Source organism: Frankia sp. Mgl5 (assembly GCF_023242985.1).
In the GTDB taxonomy this organism is placed as follows: Bacteria; Actinomycetota; Actinomycetes; order Frankiales; family Frankiaceae; genus Parafrankia; species Parafrankia soli.
This window is the reverse complement of record NZ_JALKFY010000809.1, coordinates 17,117-33,241: the sequence shown is the minus strand read 5'-3', so window position 1 is coordinate 33,241 and position 16,125 is coordinate 17,117. Positions and strand designations below refer to the sequence as shown.

At 73.0% G+C, this 16,125-nt stretch carries 14 protein-coding genes; 3 read left to right on the top strand and 11 right to left on the bottom strand.

The genetic code is table 11. The annotated features are described in order from the left end of the window. The first annotated feature begins 13 nt into the window (after nucleotides 1-13). Both MXD62_RS30575 and MXD62_RS30570 read left to right on the top strand, forming a co-directional pair. Nucleotides 14-2,983 (top strand): branched-chain amino acid ABC transporter permease/ATP-binding protein, encoded by a 2,970-nt coding sequence (locus MXD62_RS30575; RefSeq protein WP_248832839.1) that lies wholly within the window; start codon nucleotides 14-16, stop codon nucleotides 2,981-2,983. After that, entirely contained in the window at nucleotides 2,980-3,690 is a 711-nt protein-coding gene (locus MXD62_RS30570) for an ABC transporter ATP-binding protein (protein WP_248832838.1), read from the top strand. Before MXD62_RS30575 ends, MXD62_RS30570 begins: the two co-directional genes overlap by 4 nt. 109 nt (nucleotides 3,691-3,799) lie before the next feature. Here MXD62_RS30570 and MXD62_RS30565 read toward each other — a convergent pair whose 3' ends face one another. The 8 genes from MXD62_RS30565 to MXD62_RS30530 all read right to left on the bottom strand — a co-directional run bounded on the left by MXD62_RS30565 (nucleotide 3,800) and on the right by MXD62_RS30530 (nucleotide 11,759). Continuing rightward, the gene (locus MXD62_RS30565; protein WP_248832837.1) at nucleotides 3,800-4,606 is read right to left on the bottom strand and encodes an enoyl-CoA hydratase/isomerase family protein; all 807 of its coding nucleotides are present in this window, start codon (nucleotides 4,604-4,606) and stop codon (nucleotides 3,800-3,802) included. Between the two features lie 142 nt (nucleotides 4,607-4,748). Continuing rightward, on the bottom strand, nucleotides 4,749-5,513 hold the full coding sequence (locus tag MXD62_RS30560) for a crotonase/enoyl-CoA hydratase family protein (protein WP_248832836.1): 765 nt from the start codon (nucleotides 5,511-5,513) through the stop codon (nucleotides 4,749-4,751). Between the two features lie 95 nt (nucleotides 5,514-5,608). Next, nucleotides 5,609-6,583: an NADPH:quinone oxidoreductase family protein gene (locus MXD62_RS30555; protein WP_248832835.1), complete on the bottom strand. Its 975-nt coding sequence runs from the start codon at nucleotides 6,581-6,583 to the stop codon at nucleotides 5,609-5,611. Between the two features lie 224 nt (nucleotides 6,584-6,807). Further along, nucleotides 6,808-7,641 (bottom strand): enoyl-CoA hydratase/isomerase family protein, encoded by an 834-nt coding sequence (locus MXD62_RS30550; protein ID WP_248832834.1) that lies wholly within the window; start codon nucleotides 7,639-7,641, stop codon nucleotides 6,808-6,810. Between the two features lie 71 nt (nucleotides 7,642-7,712). Further along, entirely contained in the window at nucleotides 7,713-8,816 is a 1,104-nt protein-coding gene (locus tag MXD62_RS30545) for a phosphotransferase family protein (protein WP_248832833.1), read from the bottom strand. A gap of 29 nt (nucleotides 8,817-8,845) precedes the next feature. Further along, nucleotides 8,846-9,646 (bottom strand): SDR family oxidoreductase, encoded by an 801-nt coding sequence (locus MXD62_RS30540; protein ID WP_248832832.1) that lies wholly within the window; start codon nucleotides 9,644-9,646, stop codon nucleotides 8,846-8,848. Between the two features lie 80 nt (nucleotides 9,647-9,726). Beyond that, complete coding sequence (locus tag MXD62_RS30535; RefSeq protein WP_248832831.1) at nucleotides 9,727-10,947, bottom strand: CaiB/BaiF CoA-transferase family protein; 1,221 nt, start codon at nucleotides 10,945-10,947, stop codon at nucleotides 9,727-9,729. Continuing rightward, nucleotides 10,944-11,759 (bottom strand): crotonase/enoyl-CoA hydratase family protein, encoded by an 816-nt coding sequence (locus MXD62_RS30530; RefSeq protein WP_248832830.1) that lies wholly within the window; start codon nucleotides 11,757-11,759, stop codon nucleotides 10,944-10,946. The genes MXD62_RS30535 and MXD62_RS30530 overlap by 4 nt, the downstream gene beginning before the upstream one ends. Nucleotides 11,760-11,824: 65 nt before the next feature. Here MXD62_RS30530 and MXD62_RS30525 point away from each other — a divergent pair, with 65 nt between their 5' ends. Continuing rightward, nucleotides 11,825-12,694 carry an IclR family transcriptional regulator gene (locus MXD62_RS30525; protein WP_248832829.1) on the top strand — a complete coding sequence of 290 codons (870 nt, stop codon included), beginning with the start codon at nucleotides 11,825-11,827 and terminating at the stop codon, nucleotides 12,692-12,694. Here MXD62_RS30525 and MXD62_RS30520 read toward each other — a convergent pair. Genes MXD62_RS30520 through MXD62_RS30510 form a run of 3 tightly spaced genes read right to left on the bottom strand, consistent with a single transcriptional unit; the run spans nucleotide 12,680 to nucleotide 16,120 of the window. Further along, nucleotides 12,680-13,828 (bottom strand): acyl-CoA dehydrogenase family protein, encoded by a 1,149-nt coding sequence (locus tag MXD62_RS30520; protein WP_248832828.1) that lies wholly within the window; start codon nucleotides 13,826-13,828, stop codon nucleotides 12,680-12,682. The genes MXD62_RS30525 and MXD62_RS30520 overlap by 15 nt on opposite strands. A gap of 28 nt (nucleotides 13,829-13,856) precedes the next feature. Beyond that, complete coding sequence (locus tag MXD62_RS30515) at nucleotides 13,857-14,945, bottom strand: LLM class F420-dependent oxidoreductase (protein ID WP_248832827.1); 1,089 nt, start codon at nucleotides 14,943-14,945, stop codon at nucleotides 13,857-13,859. Nucleotides 14,946-14,953: 8 nt separating this feature from the next. Further along, on the bottom strand, nucleotides 14,954-16,120 hold the full coding sequence (locus MXD62_RS30510; RefSeq protein WP_248832826.1) for a thiolase family protein: 1,167 nt from the start codon (nucleotides 16,118-16,120) through the stop codon (nucleotides 14,954-14,956). Between the last annotated feature and the right edge of the window lie 5 nt (nucleotides 16,121-16,125).

Below are 16,125 nucleotides of genomic sequence, written 5' to 3'. Positions count from 1 at the left end.
CGGCCGCACCGGCATGGGTAGCACCGACCTCATCTTCCTGATCCTCGGCCTCGGTAATGGCGCCGTCTACGCGGCGCTCGGACTCGGCCTGGTCCTCACCTACCGCAGCTCGGGTGTGGTCAATTTCGCCACCGGTGCGGTCGCCCTCTACACCGCCTACACCTATGCCTTCCTTCGGCAGGGGAAACTGCTCAACCCGATCCCCGGCTTAACCGGGACCGTCGATCTCGGGATCGACGGGATGGGCTTCCCGGCGGCGTTCGCACTCTCGCTGGTGGTCGCCGCGGCGCTGGGAGCGCTGCTCTACGCGGCCGTCTTCCGCCCGATGCGGACGGCGCCCACCGCCGCGAAGGCCGTCGCGTCGATCGGCGTGATGATCGTCATGCAGGCGCTGCTCGCGGTCCAGGTCGGCACGACCGCGGTCTCGGTGGCGGCCATCCTGCCGACGCACATCTACACCGTCGCCGGGCAGCGGGTTCCCGGCGACCGGCTCTGGTTCGCCGGCATCATCATCGTGATGGCGGTCGTCCTGACCCTGTGGTTCCGGCTCACCCGGTTCGGCCTGGCCACCCGCGCGGCGGCCGAGTCCGAGAAGGGCGCCCTGGTCACCGGGCTGTCGCCGCAGCGCATCGCGCTGGTCAACTGGGCCCTGAGCACCATGATCGCCGGTGTCGGCGGCATCCTCATCGCGCCCATCGTTCCGCTGACCCCGGTGTCCTACACCCTGTTCATCGTCCCGGCGCTGGCGACGGCCCTCGTCGGGAACTTCACCAGGATCGGTACGGCGGTCTCCGCCGGGCTCGTCATCGGCATGCTGCAGTCGGAGGCCACGAACCTGCAGACCAGGAGCTGGCTGCCGTCATCCGGCCTCGCCGAGTTCGTCCCGCTCGCCGTCATCCTGATCTTCCTGGTCTTCCGGGGGCAGACCCTGCCCTCGCGCGGCTCGATCGTGCAGCAGACCCTCGGCCGGGCGCCGCGGCCGAAGTCGATGGTGCTGCCCGGGGTGGTCATCGCCGCCGTCGGGTTCGCCGCGCTGGCGGCGACGCACGGCTCCCACCGGGCAGCGATCATCACCACGATCGTCCTGGCGATCATCGCGTTGTCCCAGGTGGTCGTCACCGGCTTCAGCGGTCAGATCTCCCTGGCGCAGCTGACCCTGGCCGGCGTCGGCGCGTTCGCGCTGACCCGGATCCAGCACCAGCTGCACGTGCCGTTCCCGATCGCGCCGCTGCTCGCCGCCGTCCTCGCGACGATGGTGGGGGTGGTGGTCGGCCTGCCGGCGCTGCGGATCCGCGGCCTGCCGGTGGCGGTCACCACGCTCGCGCTGGCGGTGGTGCTCGAGAAGCTGTGGTTCACCAACAAGGACCTCAACGGCGGGTTCAACGGCTCGCCGATCGACGACCCGAGCATCTTCGGCGTCAATCTCGGGATCGGCGCCGGCGCCGGCTACCCACGCCTCACCTTCGGCCTGTTCTGCCTGGTCGTCCTGCTGCTGGTGGCCGGTGGCGTGGTGCTGTTGCGCCGCAGCCGGCTGGGGGCGGCGATGCTGGCGGTGCGCGCCAACGAACGGTCGGCCGCCGCCTCGGGCATCTCCGTGTCGCAGGTGAAGCTCGTCGCCTTCGCCATCGGCGGGTTCCTCGCCGGGCTGGGCGGCGCCATGCTGGCCTACCAGCAGACCGTGGCGGACTCGAGTTCGTACACCGCGATGGGCTGCGTCGCGCTGTTCGCCACCGCGTACCTGGCCGGCGTCACGTCGGTGTCCGGCGGCATCAACGCCGGGCTCATCGGCGCGGGCGGCATCATCTTCACCCTGGTCGACAAGGGCCTGCCGCTGGGCGTCTACGTCCTGCTGGTCGGGCTGCCCGTCCTCGCGATCGTCGCCGAGATCCGGCCGAAGCTGATCCCGGCGCTGTCCGGCGTGGTCGGGGTGCTGACCCTGGCGGCCTTCCTCCTCCGCCGTGACACGGTGGCCCTGGGCGACTACTACACGACCGTCAGCGGCGTCCTGTTGGTGCTCACCGTCATCCTCAACCCGGAGGGCATCGTCGGGCCGGTGCACGAACATCTGGGCGCGCTGCGCACCTGGCTCGGACGCCGATCGCCGGCCTCCCGCCCCCGGCCGTCCGGGGACGGGCCGTCCGGGGACGAGGCCGCGGCGAGCACAGCCTCCGAGCTGTCGATACCCCGCGACACCCACGAGGCCATGGCGGGCCCGCTGCTGCGGGTCAGCGGCGTCGGCGTGCGCTACGGCGCCGTCGTCGCGAACCAGGACGTGACCTTCGATGTCAACCGCGGCGAGATCGTCGGCCTCATCGGCCCGAACGGCGCCGGCAAGACGACCCTGATCGACGCGGTCAGCGGCTATGCCGACGCGACCGGGTCGATCGAGTTCCTCGGCCGCAGGCTCGACGGCCTCAAACCCCATCAGCGGAGTCGGCGCGGCCTCGGCCGGACCTTCCAGGGCATCGAGCTGTACGACGATCTCAGCGTCCGGGAGAACGTCCAGACGGGCACGATGGCGGCCCGCTCGTCGGGTGACGGCGCCACGCCGTCGCATGTCGACATCGACCGGTTGTTCACCATCCTGCATCTCGAGGCGGTGGCCGACGCCCCGGTGCGGGAGCTGTCCGTCGGGCAGCGTCAGCTGGTCTCCGTCGCCCGCGCGCTGGCCGGGCGTCCGGCGATCGTCCTGCTGGACGAGCCGGCCGCCGGGCTGGACACGACCGAGAGCCGCTGGCTGGGCGAGCGGCTGCGGGCCATCCGCGACGCCGGCATCACCATCGTCATGGTCGACCACGACATGGGCCTCGTCCTGGACGTGTGCGACCGGATCGTGGTGCTCAACCTCGGGGAGGTAATCGTGGTCGGCACACCGGCGGAGATCCAGCGCAACCCGGAGGTCACCCGCGCCTACCTGGGCACGACGCACGGGCACGCGGAGCACGGGCACGCAGAGCGCGTGCACGCGGAGGAGGTGCGATGACCGCCGCATTGCGGTGCGCCGGGATGGACGCCGGCTACACGGCCGGCCGGCCGGCCGTGCGCGGCGCCGACCTCACCCTGAAGGCCGGTGAGGTGCTCGCGCTGATCGGACCGAACGGGGCGGGCAAGACCACCCTGCTGATGACGATCGCCGGCCTGCTGCCGCCGCTGGCGGGGCACGTCGAGATCGGCGGGGTGGCGGTGAAGCCCGGCTCGGCACGCTCCGCGGTGAGCGCGGGGCTGGTGCTCGTGCCGGACGACCGCTCGCTGTTCAAGAGCCTCACCACCCACGAGAACCTGAAGCTGGCCGCCCGTCGCGGCGGCACGACGGTCGACCAGGTTCTCGACCACTTCCCCGGCCTGCGGCCCCGGATGAAGGTGGCGGCCGGGAACCTCTCCGGCGGCGAGCAGCAGATGCTGGCGATCGGCCGGGCGCTGATGCAGGACCCGAAGGTACTTCTCATCGACGAGCTCAGCATGGGCCTCGCGCCGGTGATCGTCGAGTCTCTCCTGCCGGTCATCCGGTGGGTCGCGGACGAGTCCGGCGTCGCCTGCATCCTCGTGGAGCAGCACGTGGCGCTCGCCCTCGGCGTCTCCGACACCGCGATCGTCCTCTCGCACGGCGACGTCGTGCTCCGGGGGGACGCCAAGGAGCTCGCGGCCGACGAGAGCCGGATCGAGCGCGCCTACCTGGGCCAGGCCAGCTGACCCGGAACGCACGGCGACGCCGAGGGGTGCTGACGCTGCCTGCGTCAGCACCCCTCGGCATCAGATCCCTCGAAGATCTGCTCGACGTCAGCTCTACTGGACGTCAGCTCTACTCAGCGGACTTCTTGCGCGTCTCGAAGGCCCGGGTCAGCGCCCGGTGCTCGTCCGACGTCAACAGGATGGTGTTGGCGAAGCGGTCGAAATCGCGTGCCGTCTGCCGGTCCACGCTCGCCGCGACGTCGACGGCCACCTTCGCCACGCCCGCCGCCTCCGAGGGCAGCCGGGCGAGCTTGCGAGCGAAGGCGCTCACCCGCTCGGAGAACTCCTCCGCCGGGTAGACGGCGTGCACGAGCCCGATGTCCCGGGCGTGGTGGGCGTCGACCTCCTCCCCGAACGCGAGCCATTTGCCCCAGTGCGGGCCGACCAGCCTGGTCACCCGGCTGATGCCCCCGGAGCCCGGGATGACGGCGAGCGCGGGCAGCTCGGGCAGGGAGAACCTCGCGGCGGTGGACGCCAGCCGGAAGTCGCAGGACGCGGCCAGTTCGAGGCCGACGCCCAGGCACGGCGCGTGCGCGGCCAGGACGACGGGCTTCTCGACCGCCTCCAGCTCGTCGAAGACCAGGTGCAGCCGCCGGTATTCATGGCGCAGCCGCCGCGGGCTGAAGCTGCCGTCCGCGGCGTACCCGCGCTTGCCGCCGGCACCGCTCTGGCGGATGTCGATGCCGGCCGTGAAGTAGCGGCCCTCCGCCGCGATCACGAGCACCTTGAGGTCGCCGCGCTCACCCAGATCGGTCGCGGCCTGGCGCAGCGCCTCGATCATCTCGGGGCTGACGGCGTTGAGCTTCTCGTCGCGTGTGAGGGTGAGCGTCAGGATCCCGTCGGTCTCGGACCGACGGGTCTGGCTGACGTCGGCCATAACGGCTCCCGCTTCTCGTAGGGATGGCGTTCCTGTGGTGCCCCGGCCCGATGCCCGTCGGCGCCGGCCAGGCGGCCGGCCTCGAGCGGCGCGGCACCGCGGGTCACCCGACGGAGCCCGCCGTCACCGGCCGAGCGCGCCGTCACCGGCCGAGCCACACCGGGGGGCGCTTCTCGGCGAAGGCGGTCGCGCCCTCGCGCGCATCCTCGGAGGCGAACACCGGGGCGCACAACTCGGCCTGCCGCTGCCAGCCCTCCTCGACCGTCCAGTCGGCCTGCGCCCGCGCGATCTGCTTGGTCGTCGCCACCGCCAACGGCCCGTTGGCGGCGATCTTGGCCGCGAGCTCGAGCGCCCCGGCCAGCGCCGCGCCCTCCGGCACGACCCGGTTGACCAGCCCCAGCGCCGCCGCCCGCTCCGCCGTCACGGGCTCACCGGTCAGCAGGAGCTCCAGCGCGACCGAGAAGGCGATCCGGCGCGGCAGCAGCATCGCGGCGCCACCGCCGGCCACCAGCGCGCGCTTGACTTCGGGTACGCCGAACTTGCTCGTCACTGCCGCCACGACCAGGTCGCACGCCAGTAGCAGTTCGAAGCCGCCGGCCAGGGCCCAGCCCTCCACCGCGGCGATCAGCGGCTTGCGCGGTGGCGTCATGGTGATCCCGCCGAAACCGCGGCCCTTGATGTTGGGGGTCTCACCGTGCAGGAACGCCTTCAGGTCCATGCCGGCGCAGAACGAACCACCGGCCCCGGTGAGCACGCCCACCCGCAGCTCCGGGTCGCCGTCCAGCTCGTCGGCTGCCGCCGCGATACCTCGCGCGGCCTCGGCGTCGAGCGCGTTCCGGGCCTCCGGGCGGTTGATCGTGATGACCAGGACGGCGCCGTGCCGCTCGACCAGCACCGAGTCTGCCATGCCGTCTCCTCGTTCTCGCGGTCCAAGTTCTCGCAGTCGCAGTTCTCGCGATCGAAGCCGTCGCGGTCGAAGTTCTCGCGTTGCGGCCGGCGCCGTCAGTCCGCGACGCGGATGACGACCTTGGCGGTCGGCGCCCGGTCGGCGACGCGCTGCAGGGCGACGGCCACGTCGTCGAGGTCGTGCACCTCGGACACGAGCGGCCGCATCCCCTGCGCGACCAGTGTCGCCAGCCCCTCGCGCGCCCGCGCCGTCTCCTCGGGCAGCCGCGCGGACCACGTACGCAGCTCGATCCCGCGCACCGTGATGTTCTTCAGCAGCACGAGGTTCAGCGGGATCCGCGGGATCTCGCCGCCCGCGAAGCCCACGACGACGAAGCGGCCACCCCAGCGGATCGCGCGCAGCGCCGGCTCGGCCCACCGGTCGCCGACCGGGTCGACGACGAGGTCGGCGCCGCCGCCCGTGATCTCCTTGATCCGGAGCTTGAGGTCTTCCGTCGTGTAGTCGATGCACGCCTCGGCACCGAGCTCCTTGCAGACCGCCAGCCGCTCGGGTGACGAGGCCGCGGCGATGACGCGGGCACCGAGCCTGACGGCGATGTCGACCGCCGCGGAACCGACGCCGCCGGCGGCCCCCAGGACGACGACCCACTGCTCGGGTGCCAGCTCTCCGATCGTGACCAGGCAGTGGTACGCGGTCAGGTAGGTCACCCGGAACGCCGCCGCCTCGACCATCGACAGCCCGGGCGGGATCGGCGAGACCGCGGTCGCGGGCGCCAGCACCTGCTCGGCCAGCGCGCCGGAGAACACCGAGCCGTGAACGGGATCACCCACGGCGAGACCGGTGACACCTTCTCCCACCGCCGCCACCCGGCCGGCGAACTCGGACCCGGGGGTGAAGGGCAGCGGCGCCGACACCTGGTAGCGATCCGCGATCAGCAGCAGGTCGGGGAAGTTCAGCGCGGCCGCGGCCACGTCGACGACGACGTGGCCCGGCGTCGCCTCCGGAGCGGGTACGTCACGGATGACGACGTCGGCCGGACCGCCGTACGCCTCGACGCGGGCGGCCCTCACCGCGTCTCCCGACCCGCGCGGCGGGGCCCGCAGGCGGCTCGGGCTCGGATCCTGCCTGGGTTCTCAGCGGGTCGCTTGATGCTCGCACCTCCGTACGTGGCCGAAGCCGGGCCGGGACATCACACCCGCCGGACCGACCCTTAATTGTATAACTAAGTTATATTAGATCGTGGTCGGCAGCAAGCGACCGGTACCGGCACGACCACCCTGGGCCGCTTCCCCGGTCAGGCGCGGGCGTCGCGGCGCAGCGACTCGGGCACCCAGTTGGGCGAACGCTTCTCGATGAAGGCGGAGAAGCCCTCGCGCGACTCATCCCGCTGCAGGCTGTCGAAGAACGCGATGCGGTCGTGCAGCCCGCCGTACTGGTCCAGCACGCGCTTGACGTCGCGGCGGGCGCCGGGGGCGGTCTGGCAGCACTGGGCGAGCACCGCAGCGGCCGCGTCGAGGAGTTCGTCATGGGGGACGACCCGACTCACCAGGCCCCATTCGACCGCCTCCTGGGCTGTGAGGGTGCGACCGGTGAGCATCAGGTCGCGCGTGCGCACCGGCCCGACGAGGCGTGCCAGCATCGAGGCGAAGTAGGTGTCCGAGATCCCGCGGAGCAGCTCCGGCACCCGGAAGGTCGCCCGCTCGCTCACCACCGCGATGTCCGAGCACAGCGCGATGATGAGGCCGCCGCCCTGGCAGATCCCGTTCACCGCCGCCACCACCGGCTTGACGCTCTGCCGCAGGACATCGAAGGGAAGTACGTCGATGGCCCCGGGAACCCCGCCGAGGTGCAGCCAGTGGTCGCCGGCGTTCTTGCCCAGATCGCCGCCGGGGATGAACACGTCGCCGACCCCGGTGATCAGCAGGCCGGCGAGCGCCGGGTCCGCGTCGACCCGCCGGACGGCGTAGCGCACGCCGAAGTACATCGCGGGAGTGAGCGCGTTGCGGGCCTCGGGCCGGTCGACGACCAGGTGCCCGAACGGCTCGTGCCGCTCAAGTCTCAGGTACGGCGTGCCGAGCCAGTCGCCGTCGGGTGGGCGGGGCGTGCTCCCAATGACATCGTCGTCCACAGAATTCTCCCGTTCGCCACAGCGGTCGGCGGGCGCCAGCGTCCACAGACCTCGGATCGTCTGCCGTGGGGTCAATCCCCAACGATCTTCAGCGTCTCCTGGACCAGTCCCGGCAGCGCGGTCACCATCCGGGCCAGCGCGCCGTTCACCTCCCGGCCGGTCTTGACCGCCCGCTTCAGCAGCAGCCCGGTCGCCGCCGCCTCCTTGTAGCGCGTGAGGGCGTGGAACCAGTCCAGGTCGGCGATCGGCACCCCGCGCCGGCGCTCGTAGGCTCGGATGACCTCGTCGGGCGTGGGTGTGCCGGCCGGCGGCCCCGGTTCGGCCGCGGGATGGCCGGCGTCGTCGGTGAAGAACGTCAGCCAGGCGAGATCCACCCGCGGGTCGCCGACGGTCCAGATCTCCCAGTCGATGACCGCCGCGATCCGGGCCCCTTCGCACAGCGTGTTGCCCAGCCGGTAGTCGCCGTGGTTGATCACGGGCGGCAGCGGCGCGGGGATCGTCGCCACCAGCGCGCCGGCGGCGCGTTCGTAGTCGCCGCGCATCCCGTCGGGAAGGGTCTCGAAGGCACGGCGCCAGCGATCGATCTCCGCCGCCAGGTCCACCACCGGTTCGTCGGCGAGGCCGGCCGCCGCGGGAACGACATCGTGCAGGTCGGCCAGGACGCCGGCCGCGTCGAGATACCGGGCGCGCACCAGCTCGGGGACGGGCCGGTCCGCGACCGGCCTGAGCACCGGCTCGACGCACTCCCCGGGAACGAGGTTCATCGCCATGTACGGCGGGATCCCGGGCGGTGCTCCGGGATCGGAGAACAGGACGTCGGGCGCCAGCTGCCGCCGCCCGCCCTGCAGCCACCCGCCCTGCAGCGCCGCCTGCACGCGAGCCTGCCGCAGGACGTCGCGGTTGCGGACCGGCGCCAGGCCGGGCGGCGCGAGCTTGACCACGATCGGGGACTCCGCCGCCGGCACGCCGGCCACGTCGACGAGGAACGTCAGACTCGACGTGCCGCCGGTCAGCGGGCGGACCTCACTGACCCGCGCCCCGCCACGCCACTGGGGCAGCCGGTCGGCCAGCCGCCTCGCCAGGTCGGCGGTCAGGGCTGATTCGGCCTGACGAGCAGCGTCAGCCTGGCGAACCGTGCCAGCCGGGTGATCCGTGCCAGCCTGGTGATCTGCCATGCGTGTCCCATCTCCTCAGCTCGGGTCGGCTAGACCGAGAGCGCGAACCCGCCGGTGACCCGCAGCGTCTCCCCGGTGATGAAGGCGGCCGCGTCGGAGACCAGGTAGAGCAGCGCGTTCACCACGTCCCGCTCCTCGCCCTCGCGCGCCAGGACCTGCTGCGCGAGGACGCGCGCGACCTCGGTCGCGGGCAGCTCGGCCCGCACGGTGTCGGTGAGGATCAGCCCGGGGGCGATCGCGTTGACCCGGACGCCGACCGTGGCCAGCTCGCGGGCGAACTGCGCGGTGAAGCCGCGGACCGCGAGCTTGGAGACGCCGTAGGCGGTCCGGTTGGCGTAGGCCGCCGAGGAGGAGATATTGACGACGGCGGCGCCCGGCCGCCCGCTCATCGCGTCCTTCGCGGCCAGCGTGCAGATGACGACGCCCATCACGTTGACCTCGAACAGCCGGCGGATCCGGCCGGCGCCGAGCTCGGCGGTCGGCTTGTTGAAGGCGGCCGAGTGCAGCCCCGCGTTGTTGACCAGGATGTCCAGCCCGCCGTGCGCGCGGACGATGTCGGCCACCACCTCGCCGACGCGGGCCTCGTCCGTCACGTCGCAGGCGACCCCGGCCGCGCTGCCGCCGAGCGCGGTGAGTTCGGCCGCGGCGGCCGAGGCGACGTCACCGTCGATGTCGGCCAGCACTACGTGCGCCCCGCGCTCGGTCAGCGCGGCACCGAACGCCTTGCCGAAGCCGCGGCCGCCCCCCGTTATCAGCACGACCTTGCCAGCGTGTTCCTTGGCCGGAGTAGCGGGGGCCGGCGTCTCGTTGACCGGCGTCTCGTCGGGCATGGATCTCCTTCGATCGTCGTCGTGCGGCTGCCGGCGGGTCCGCGGCTGGAACGGCCGCGGGCGGCGGTGCCGCCGGGGCCCTAAGCGATCACGCCCGCGTCGCGCAGCGCCGCCCGCTCCGTCTCGGTCAGCCCGAGCTCGGTCAGGATTTCGGTCGAATGGCTGCGCCAGCCCGACCGGGGACGTTCGACGGCCGGGGACGCAGACAGCCGGGGCGCGGGCGCCGGCTGCGCGACGCCGCCCCACTCGACGAACGTCCCGCGCTCGCGCAGCTCGGCCGAGGCCGCCGCCTCCGCCAGGCTCAGCACCGGCGTCACGCAGGCGTCGACGCCGTCGAACAGCTTCGCCCACTCGTCCCGGGTGCGCGCGGCGAACAAACCCCCAAGGACGCGCTCCTGCTCGGGCCAGGTCGACCGGTCGTGCTGCGGCCACCGCGCGGGGTCGAGCCCGAGATTCTCCAGCAGCAGCCGGTAGAACTGCGGCTCCAGCGCGCCCACGGCGACGAAGCCGTCGTCGGCGGTGCGGTAGGTGCGGTAGAACGGCGCGCCGCCGTCGAGCAGGTTGTCGCCGCGGCGATCGCTCCACAGGCCGGCCGCGAGCATTCCGTGCATCATCGCCGTGAGGTTGGCGACGCCGTCGACCATGGCCGCGTCGACCACCTGGCCGCGCCCGGTCGCCGCGCGGTGGTGCAGGGCCGCGAGCACGCCGAGGGCGAGGTAGGAACCGCCGCCGGCGAAGTCGGCCAGCAGGTTGAGCGGCGGCAGCGGCGGCAGCTCGGCCGGTCCGGTCGGGTACAGGCCGCCGGCGAGACCGGCGTAGTTGATGTCGTGCCCGGCCTGCTGCGCGCGCGGGCCCGACTGCCCCCAGCCCGTCGCCCGCCCGTACACCAGGCGGGGATTGACGGCCAGCAGATCGTCCGGGCCGAGCCCGAGCCGCTCGGCGACGCCGGGGCGCATTCCCTCCAGGAACACGTCCGCCGTCTCGACCAGCCGCAGCATCACGGACCGGCCCGACGGATGCCGGACGTCGACCCCGATGCCGCGCTGGCCCCGGGTACGCGGATCGTCCTCGAGCCGCAGCCCGGTGACGCCACCGGGCCGGTCGGCCCGGTCGACCCGGATCACCCGGGCACCCAGGTCGGCGAGCAGCATGGTCGCGAACGGGACGGGCCCGAGGGCACTGAGGCACACGACCGTGACGTCGCCCAGCGCCTGCGACCCGGCCGCCGCGGCAGCGGCCGGGCCCGGGGACGGGCCCGGGAACGGGAACGGGAACGGGGCGGGGGCGGGCGTCTCCGTCATGCGTCCCGCCAGACCGGAGCGCGCCGCTCCCGGAAGGCGGCCACTCCCTCGGCCGCGTCGCGGGAGGCGAAGACCGGTTCGAACAGCGCCCGCTGCCGCTCGAAACCCTCGCCGACCGGCCAGTCGGCGGACTCCACCGCGACCTGCTTGGACGCCCGCACCGACATCGGCGCGCTCTCGGCGACCACGCCCGCGAGCCCCAGGGCGGCGCCCAGCGCCCCGCCGTCGTCGACCAGCCGGTTCACCAGGCCGAACCGGGCCGCGTGCTCGGCCTCGAGCGGTGCGCCGGTGAGGAGCAGCTCCATGGCGAGCATGTGGGGCAGCCGGCGCGGCAGGCGGAAGGCGCCACCGCCGCGCGCGGCCAGTCCGCGGCGGACCTCCGGCAGCCCGAACCGCGCCCCGCGGCCCGCCACCACCAGGTCGCACGCGAGGACGATCTCGAAGCCGCCGCCCAACGCCCACCCCTCGACCGCCGCGATCAGTGGCTTCGCGGGCGGCCGTTCGACCACCCCGGCGAAGCCGCGCACCGGGTCCGAGGTCTTCTCACCGGCGGCGAACGCCTTGAGGTCCATGCCCGCGCAGAAGCTCGGGCCGGCGCCATGCAGCACCGCGACCCGCAGCTCGGGAGTCGAGTCGAGCAGGTCGAGGGCGGCCGCGATGCCCCGGGAGACCTCGCCGTTCACGGCGTTGCGCTGGTCGGGACGGTTGATCGTGATGGTGAGGACCCCGTCCTCGTGGCGCACCAGGACGTCGTCCGAGGGGGCTGATGCTGGCAGCGGAGGCTCCTCGCTCAGGTTCTCTATAGAGAACATCGTTCTGGCATTAGCATCACCAGGTGCGACGCACGCCGTCAAGACCACGCCTTCGAGGGGGACGTATGCCGGACCGAGACAGCCGGACCGGCCACGAACTCCACGCCCCCGCCTCCCGGGTGCCGGCGATCGAGCGGGCCTTCGGCGTGCTCCTCTCGCTGACCCGGTCCGGGCCGGCGCCGCTGACCGAGATCGTGGCGGCCACCCGGCTCAACAAGAGCACGGCCTTCTACATCCTGCGTTCGCTCGTCGAGCTCGACGCGGTCCGCTACGACCAGCGCGCCCGCACCTACTCCCTCGGCCCGGCGCTGGTGGAGCTCGGCAACGCCGCCAGCCGCCAGTTCGACCTGGTCGCGGTGGCCCGCCGTGACCTGGCCGGGCTGGTCGCCCAGTTCGAGGCCACGGTCGTGCTCTACCGCCGAATCGGCACCGGCGAGGTGTCCATCATCGACCGGTTCGAACGCGACCACGGCGTGCACATCACCGTCGAGCCGGGCGCGCGGCTGCCGATCCAGGGCGGTTCGTTCGGGCGCGCGTTCCTCGCGTTCGACCCGCCGGCGACCGCGGCCGAGGTGCTGGCCGGCGGGCTGGTCCGGTTCACCGAACGCAGCACCACCGACCTGGCGGAGTTCGCCCGCGAGCTCGACACCGTCCGCGAGCGCGGCTGGGCGGTCGATCACCAGGGCTTCGCGCTCGGCGTGAGCACGGTGGCGGCACCCGTGTTCGACACCGACGGCTCGGTGTCGCTGGTCGCGGCGGCCGTCGGCTTCACCAGCCGTTTCACCGACGAGCTGACCGCGGACATCGGCGCGCGACTGCGGCTGGCCTGCGACCGGATCGGCCGGCCCTTCGCGGCGGTCACCGCCGCCACCGGCCCGCTCGACCCGGCCGACGAAGTCCACGGCCTCGACGAGGTCCGCTCACCGCAGGGCTGAGTGGCCGAGCAGGGCCTTGCCCAGGTGCAGGATCTGGATCTGGCTGGTGCCCTCCGGGATCGTCGCCTCGCGCGCGTCGCGGAAGTAGCGCTCCACCGGCGACTCCTCCATCAGCCCGGCGCCGCCGTGCACCTGCAGGGCCAGCGTCGCCGCCCGGCCCGCCGACTCCCCGCAGTAGTACTTCGCCATCGAGCACTCGTAGCGACCCGGCTCGCCCGCGTCGACGGCCCGCGCGGCGTTGTACCCCAACAGCCGCGAGGTCTCGGTGAGCGTGGCGATCTCCACCACCATCTGCTGGACCAGCTGGAAGGCGGCGATGGGCTTGCCGAACTGCTCCCGCTGCCGGCAGAACGCGATCGACGCCTCGAGGCACGCCTGCGACAGGCCGACCGCGCCCATCGCCATGTTCAGCCGCCCCGCGTTCACCGCCTTCATGCCCAGCGACAACCCGCCGCCCAGCGCGCCGAGCACGTTGGCCGCGGGAACGTAGGTGTCGTGAAAGGACAGCTCGCAGCTGGTCGTCGAGCGAAGCGGCATGTGCGGGATGTCGTGCACGCCGAACTCGGACTCGGCGGCGTCGACCAACAGCGCGCTCACCCCGTGATCGGTCCCGTCGTGATCGACCACCCGGGCGAACAGGATGCCGAAGTCGCAGCCCAGCGCGTTGGTGATGTAGAGCTTGCTGCCGTTCACCAGGTAGCCGTCGCCGCTGGCGCGCGCGGTCGTGCGCAGCGCCCCGGCGTCGGAGCCGGCGCCGGGCTCGGTGAGCCCGAACCAGCCGAAGCGGCTCCCGGCCAGCAGCGGCTGCAGGAACCGCGCCCGCTGGTCCTCGCTGGCCGCGGCGGCCAGCGTCCGGGCCACCATGCCCTGGACGTTCACGGTCGTGCGCAGCGAACCCCAGCAGCGGCCGGCCTCCTCCATGAGGATCGCCTGCATCATCATCGGCAGTTCGTCGCCGCCGAGCGCCTCGGGCACCCCGCCGCGGACGTAGCCGAAGTCGTAGAGCTGCGGCAGTAGCTCCCAGGGGAACGTGCGCGCCCGCTCGTGGTCCCCGACCTCCGGCGCGACCACCTTGTCGAGGAACGACCGGACCGAGTCGCGCAAGGCACGTTCCTCGTCACCGAGGAGAACCATCGACATCATTCACCCCACGCGATAGCAATCAATTAGTTAGCTCATTATACCTATCACGGTAATGTCCGGGAAGCGCCGACGACGCGTACTCCTTGAGCCGCTCGACGTCGGCGAGCCGCCCGCGGTGGGTGCCGGCCAGCGGCAGCCCGTTCAGCGTCGTCACCCCGCTCTCGGCGAACGCCGCCACCCGCTCCCGCACATAGCCGGGCGGTCCGATCAGCGAGACCCCGCGCACCAGCCGTTCCGGCACCGCGGCCGCGGCCTGCGCCCTGCGCCCGGCGAGGTAGTGGTCCTGCACCTCGGCGGCCGCCGCCGCGAACCCGTAGCGGCCGGCGAGCTCGCTGTAGAAGTTCCTGCCCCGGGCGCCCATGCCGCCGACGTAGAGCGCGAGGTGCTCGCGCACGGCCTGGAGGGCGGTCTCGATCTCCTCCGCGTCGTCGCTGATCAGCAGCTGGGTGGGCACCACGACGTCGAGCGGCCCCAACGCGCTCGCCCGCCGGGCCCGACCGGCCGCCAGCGACTCACCGAAGGCGGCCGGCGCCGCCTCGGGGAGGTAGAAGATCGGCTCCCACCCGTCGCCGATCTCGGCGGCCAGCTCGACGTTCCTGGGTCCCAGCGCGGCGAGCACGATCGGCACCGCGGACCGGACCGGATGGTTGATCAGCTTCAGCGGCTTCCCCAGGCCGCTGCCGCCGTGCGCGGCGTCCAGTGGCAGGCGGTAGTGGCGGCCGTCGTAGCTGAGCGGCTCGCGCCGCCAGACCGCCCGGCAGATCTCGACGACCTCGCGGGTGCGCCCGAGCGGGGCGTCGTAGCGCACGCCGTGGAACCCCTCGATCACCTGCGGCCCCGACGCGCCCAGGCCGAGCACGAAGCGGCCGTCGGACACGTAGTCCAGCCCGGCCGCCGTCATCGCCAGCAGGGCCGGGGTGCGCGAGTAGATGTTCAGGATGCTCGTGGCCAGCAGCACCGTCGAGGTCCGGGCCGCCAGGTAGCCCAGCTGGCTCACCGAGTCGAAGCTGTAGGCCTCCGGGAGCATGACCAGGTCGAGCCCGGCCGCCTCGAAGTCGCGAAGGTCCGCGACGGTCTCGGTGAAACCGCCGGAGTACTTCAGCGGCATCCCGACCCTCACGGCGCCTCGATGACCACTGCGCCGCCCTGGCCGCCCGCGGCGCACATCGCCGCCACGGCGATCCCGCCGCCGCGCCGGCGCAGGTGGTGCGTCAGCGTGGTCAGCATCCGCGCCCCGGAGGCCGCGACCGGATGCCCGAGGCTGCAACCGCTGCCGTACTGGTTGACCAGCTCCTCCGGGATCCCCAGCAGGCGGCAGGCGGCGATGGGCACCGAGGCGAAGGCCTCGTTGATCTCCCAGGCGTCCACGTCGGCCACCTCGATCCCGGCCCGCTCCAGCACCCGCGGGATGACCTCCACCCCGGCCATCCCGGTGCGGTGCGGCGCCACCCCGAGTGCCGCCCAGGCTCGCACCCGGGCCAGCGGGGTGAGGCCCCGCTCCCGGGCGAGGTCGTCGCTGACCAGCATCAGGGCCGCGGCGGCGTCGTTCACGCCGCTCGCGTTCCCCGCGGTGATGCCGAAGCCCTCGATCTCGGGGTGCAGCGGCTTCAGCGTGGCCAGCTTCTCCAGCGTCGAGCCCCGCCGCGGGTGCTCGTCGACGGCGAAGCGGATCTTCTCCCCCGCCGCGACGACGTCGATCGGGACGATCTCGTCGTCGAAGACGCCGGCGTCGATCGCGGCGATCGCCCGGTCGTGGGACCGCTTGGCCCAGGCGTCCAGCTCCGCGCGGGTGATGCCCACCTCCAGCGCGGTGTTCCAGCCGACGGCGAGGGTCACGTCGTCGGTGGCGCCCTCGTAGTAGGGGAACGTGGGGTTGAACCCGGCGCGCGGCTCGTCCGATCCGGGCACCCGCCACGACAGTTTCGGGTTCATCGACGAGGAGTGGGTGCCCCCGGCGACGACCGCGCGGTCCATCCCGGCCCGGATCGTCGCCGCCGCGTTGCCCACCGCCGCGAGGCTCGCCGCGCAGTGGCGGTTGACGGCCTGGCCCGGCGCCGCCGTCAGCCCGGCCGCGAAGGCGGCGTACCTGGCGATGTCGCCGCCGCCCGCCAGCTCCTCGGCGAGGATGACGTCGTCGACGTCCTCCGGCGCCAGCCCCGAACGGTCCACCGCGGCCCGGACGACCGCCGTGGCCAGGTCCTCGGCCGAGGTGTCCCTCAGCGTCCCCTTGAACGACGTCGCGATGGGCGTGCGTACCGCACTGACGATCACGGCCTGGGCCATGGCTG

Coding starts and splice junctions, on each gene's coding strand:
- MXD62_RS30565 (WP_248832837.1), bottom strand. CDS start 4,606: ATGGCCGACGTCAGCCAGACCCGTCGGTCCGAGACCGACGGGATCCTG.
- MXD62_RS30525 (WP_248832829.1), top strand. CDS start 11,825: ATGCCGGACCGAGACAGCCGGACCGGCCACGAACTCCACGCCCCCGCC.
- MXD62_RS30520 (WP_248832828.1), bottom strand. CDS start 13,828: ATGGTTCTCCTCGGTGACGAGGAACGTGCCTTGCGCGACTCGGTCCGG.
- MXD62_RS30530 (WP_248832830.1), bottom strand. CDS start 11,759: ATGTTCTCTATAGAGAACCTGAGCGAGGAGCCTCCGCTGCCAGCATCA.
- MXD62_RS30560 (WP_248832836.1), bottom strand. CDS start 5,513: ATGGCAGACTCGGTGCTGGTCGAGCGGCACGGCGCCGTCCTGGTCATC.
- MXD62_RS30570 (WP_248832838.1), top strand. CDS start 2,980: ATGACCGCCGCATTGCGGTGCGCCGGGATGGACGCCGGCTACACGGCC.
- MXD62_RS30575 (WP_248832839.1), top strand. CDS start 14: ATGGGTAGCACCGACCTCATCTTCCTGATCCTCGGCCTCGGTAATGGC.
- MXD62_RS30535 (WP_248832831.1), bottom strand. CDS start 10,947: ATGACGGAGACGCCCGCCCCCGCCCCGTTCCCGTTCCCGTTCCCGGGC.
- MXD62_RS30510 (WP_248832826.1), bottom strand. CDS start 16,120: ATGGCCCAGGCCGTGATCGTCAGTGCGGTACGCACGCCCATCGCGACG.
- MXD62_RS30515 (WP_248832827.1), bottom strand. CDS start 14,945: ATGCCGCTGAAGTACTCCGGCGGTTTCACCGAGACCGTCGCGGACCTT.
- MXD62_RS30540 (WP_248832832.1), bottom strand. CDS start 9,646: ATGCCCGACGAGACGCCGGTCAACGAGACGCCGGCCCCCGCTACTCCG.
- MXD62_RS30545 (WP_248832833.1), bottom strand. CDS start 8,816: ATGGCAGATCACCAGGCTGGCACGGATCACCCGGCTGGCACGGTTCGC.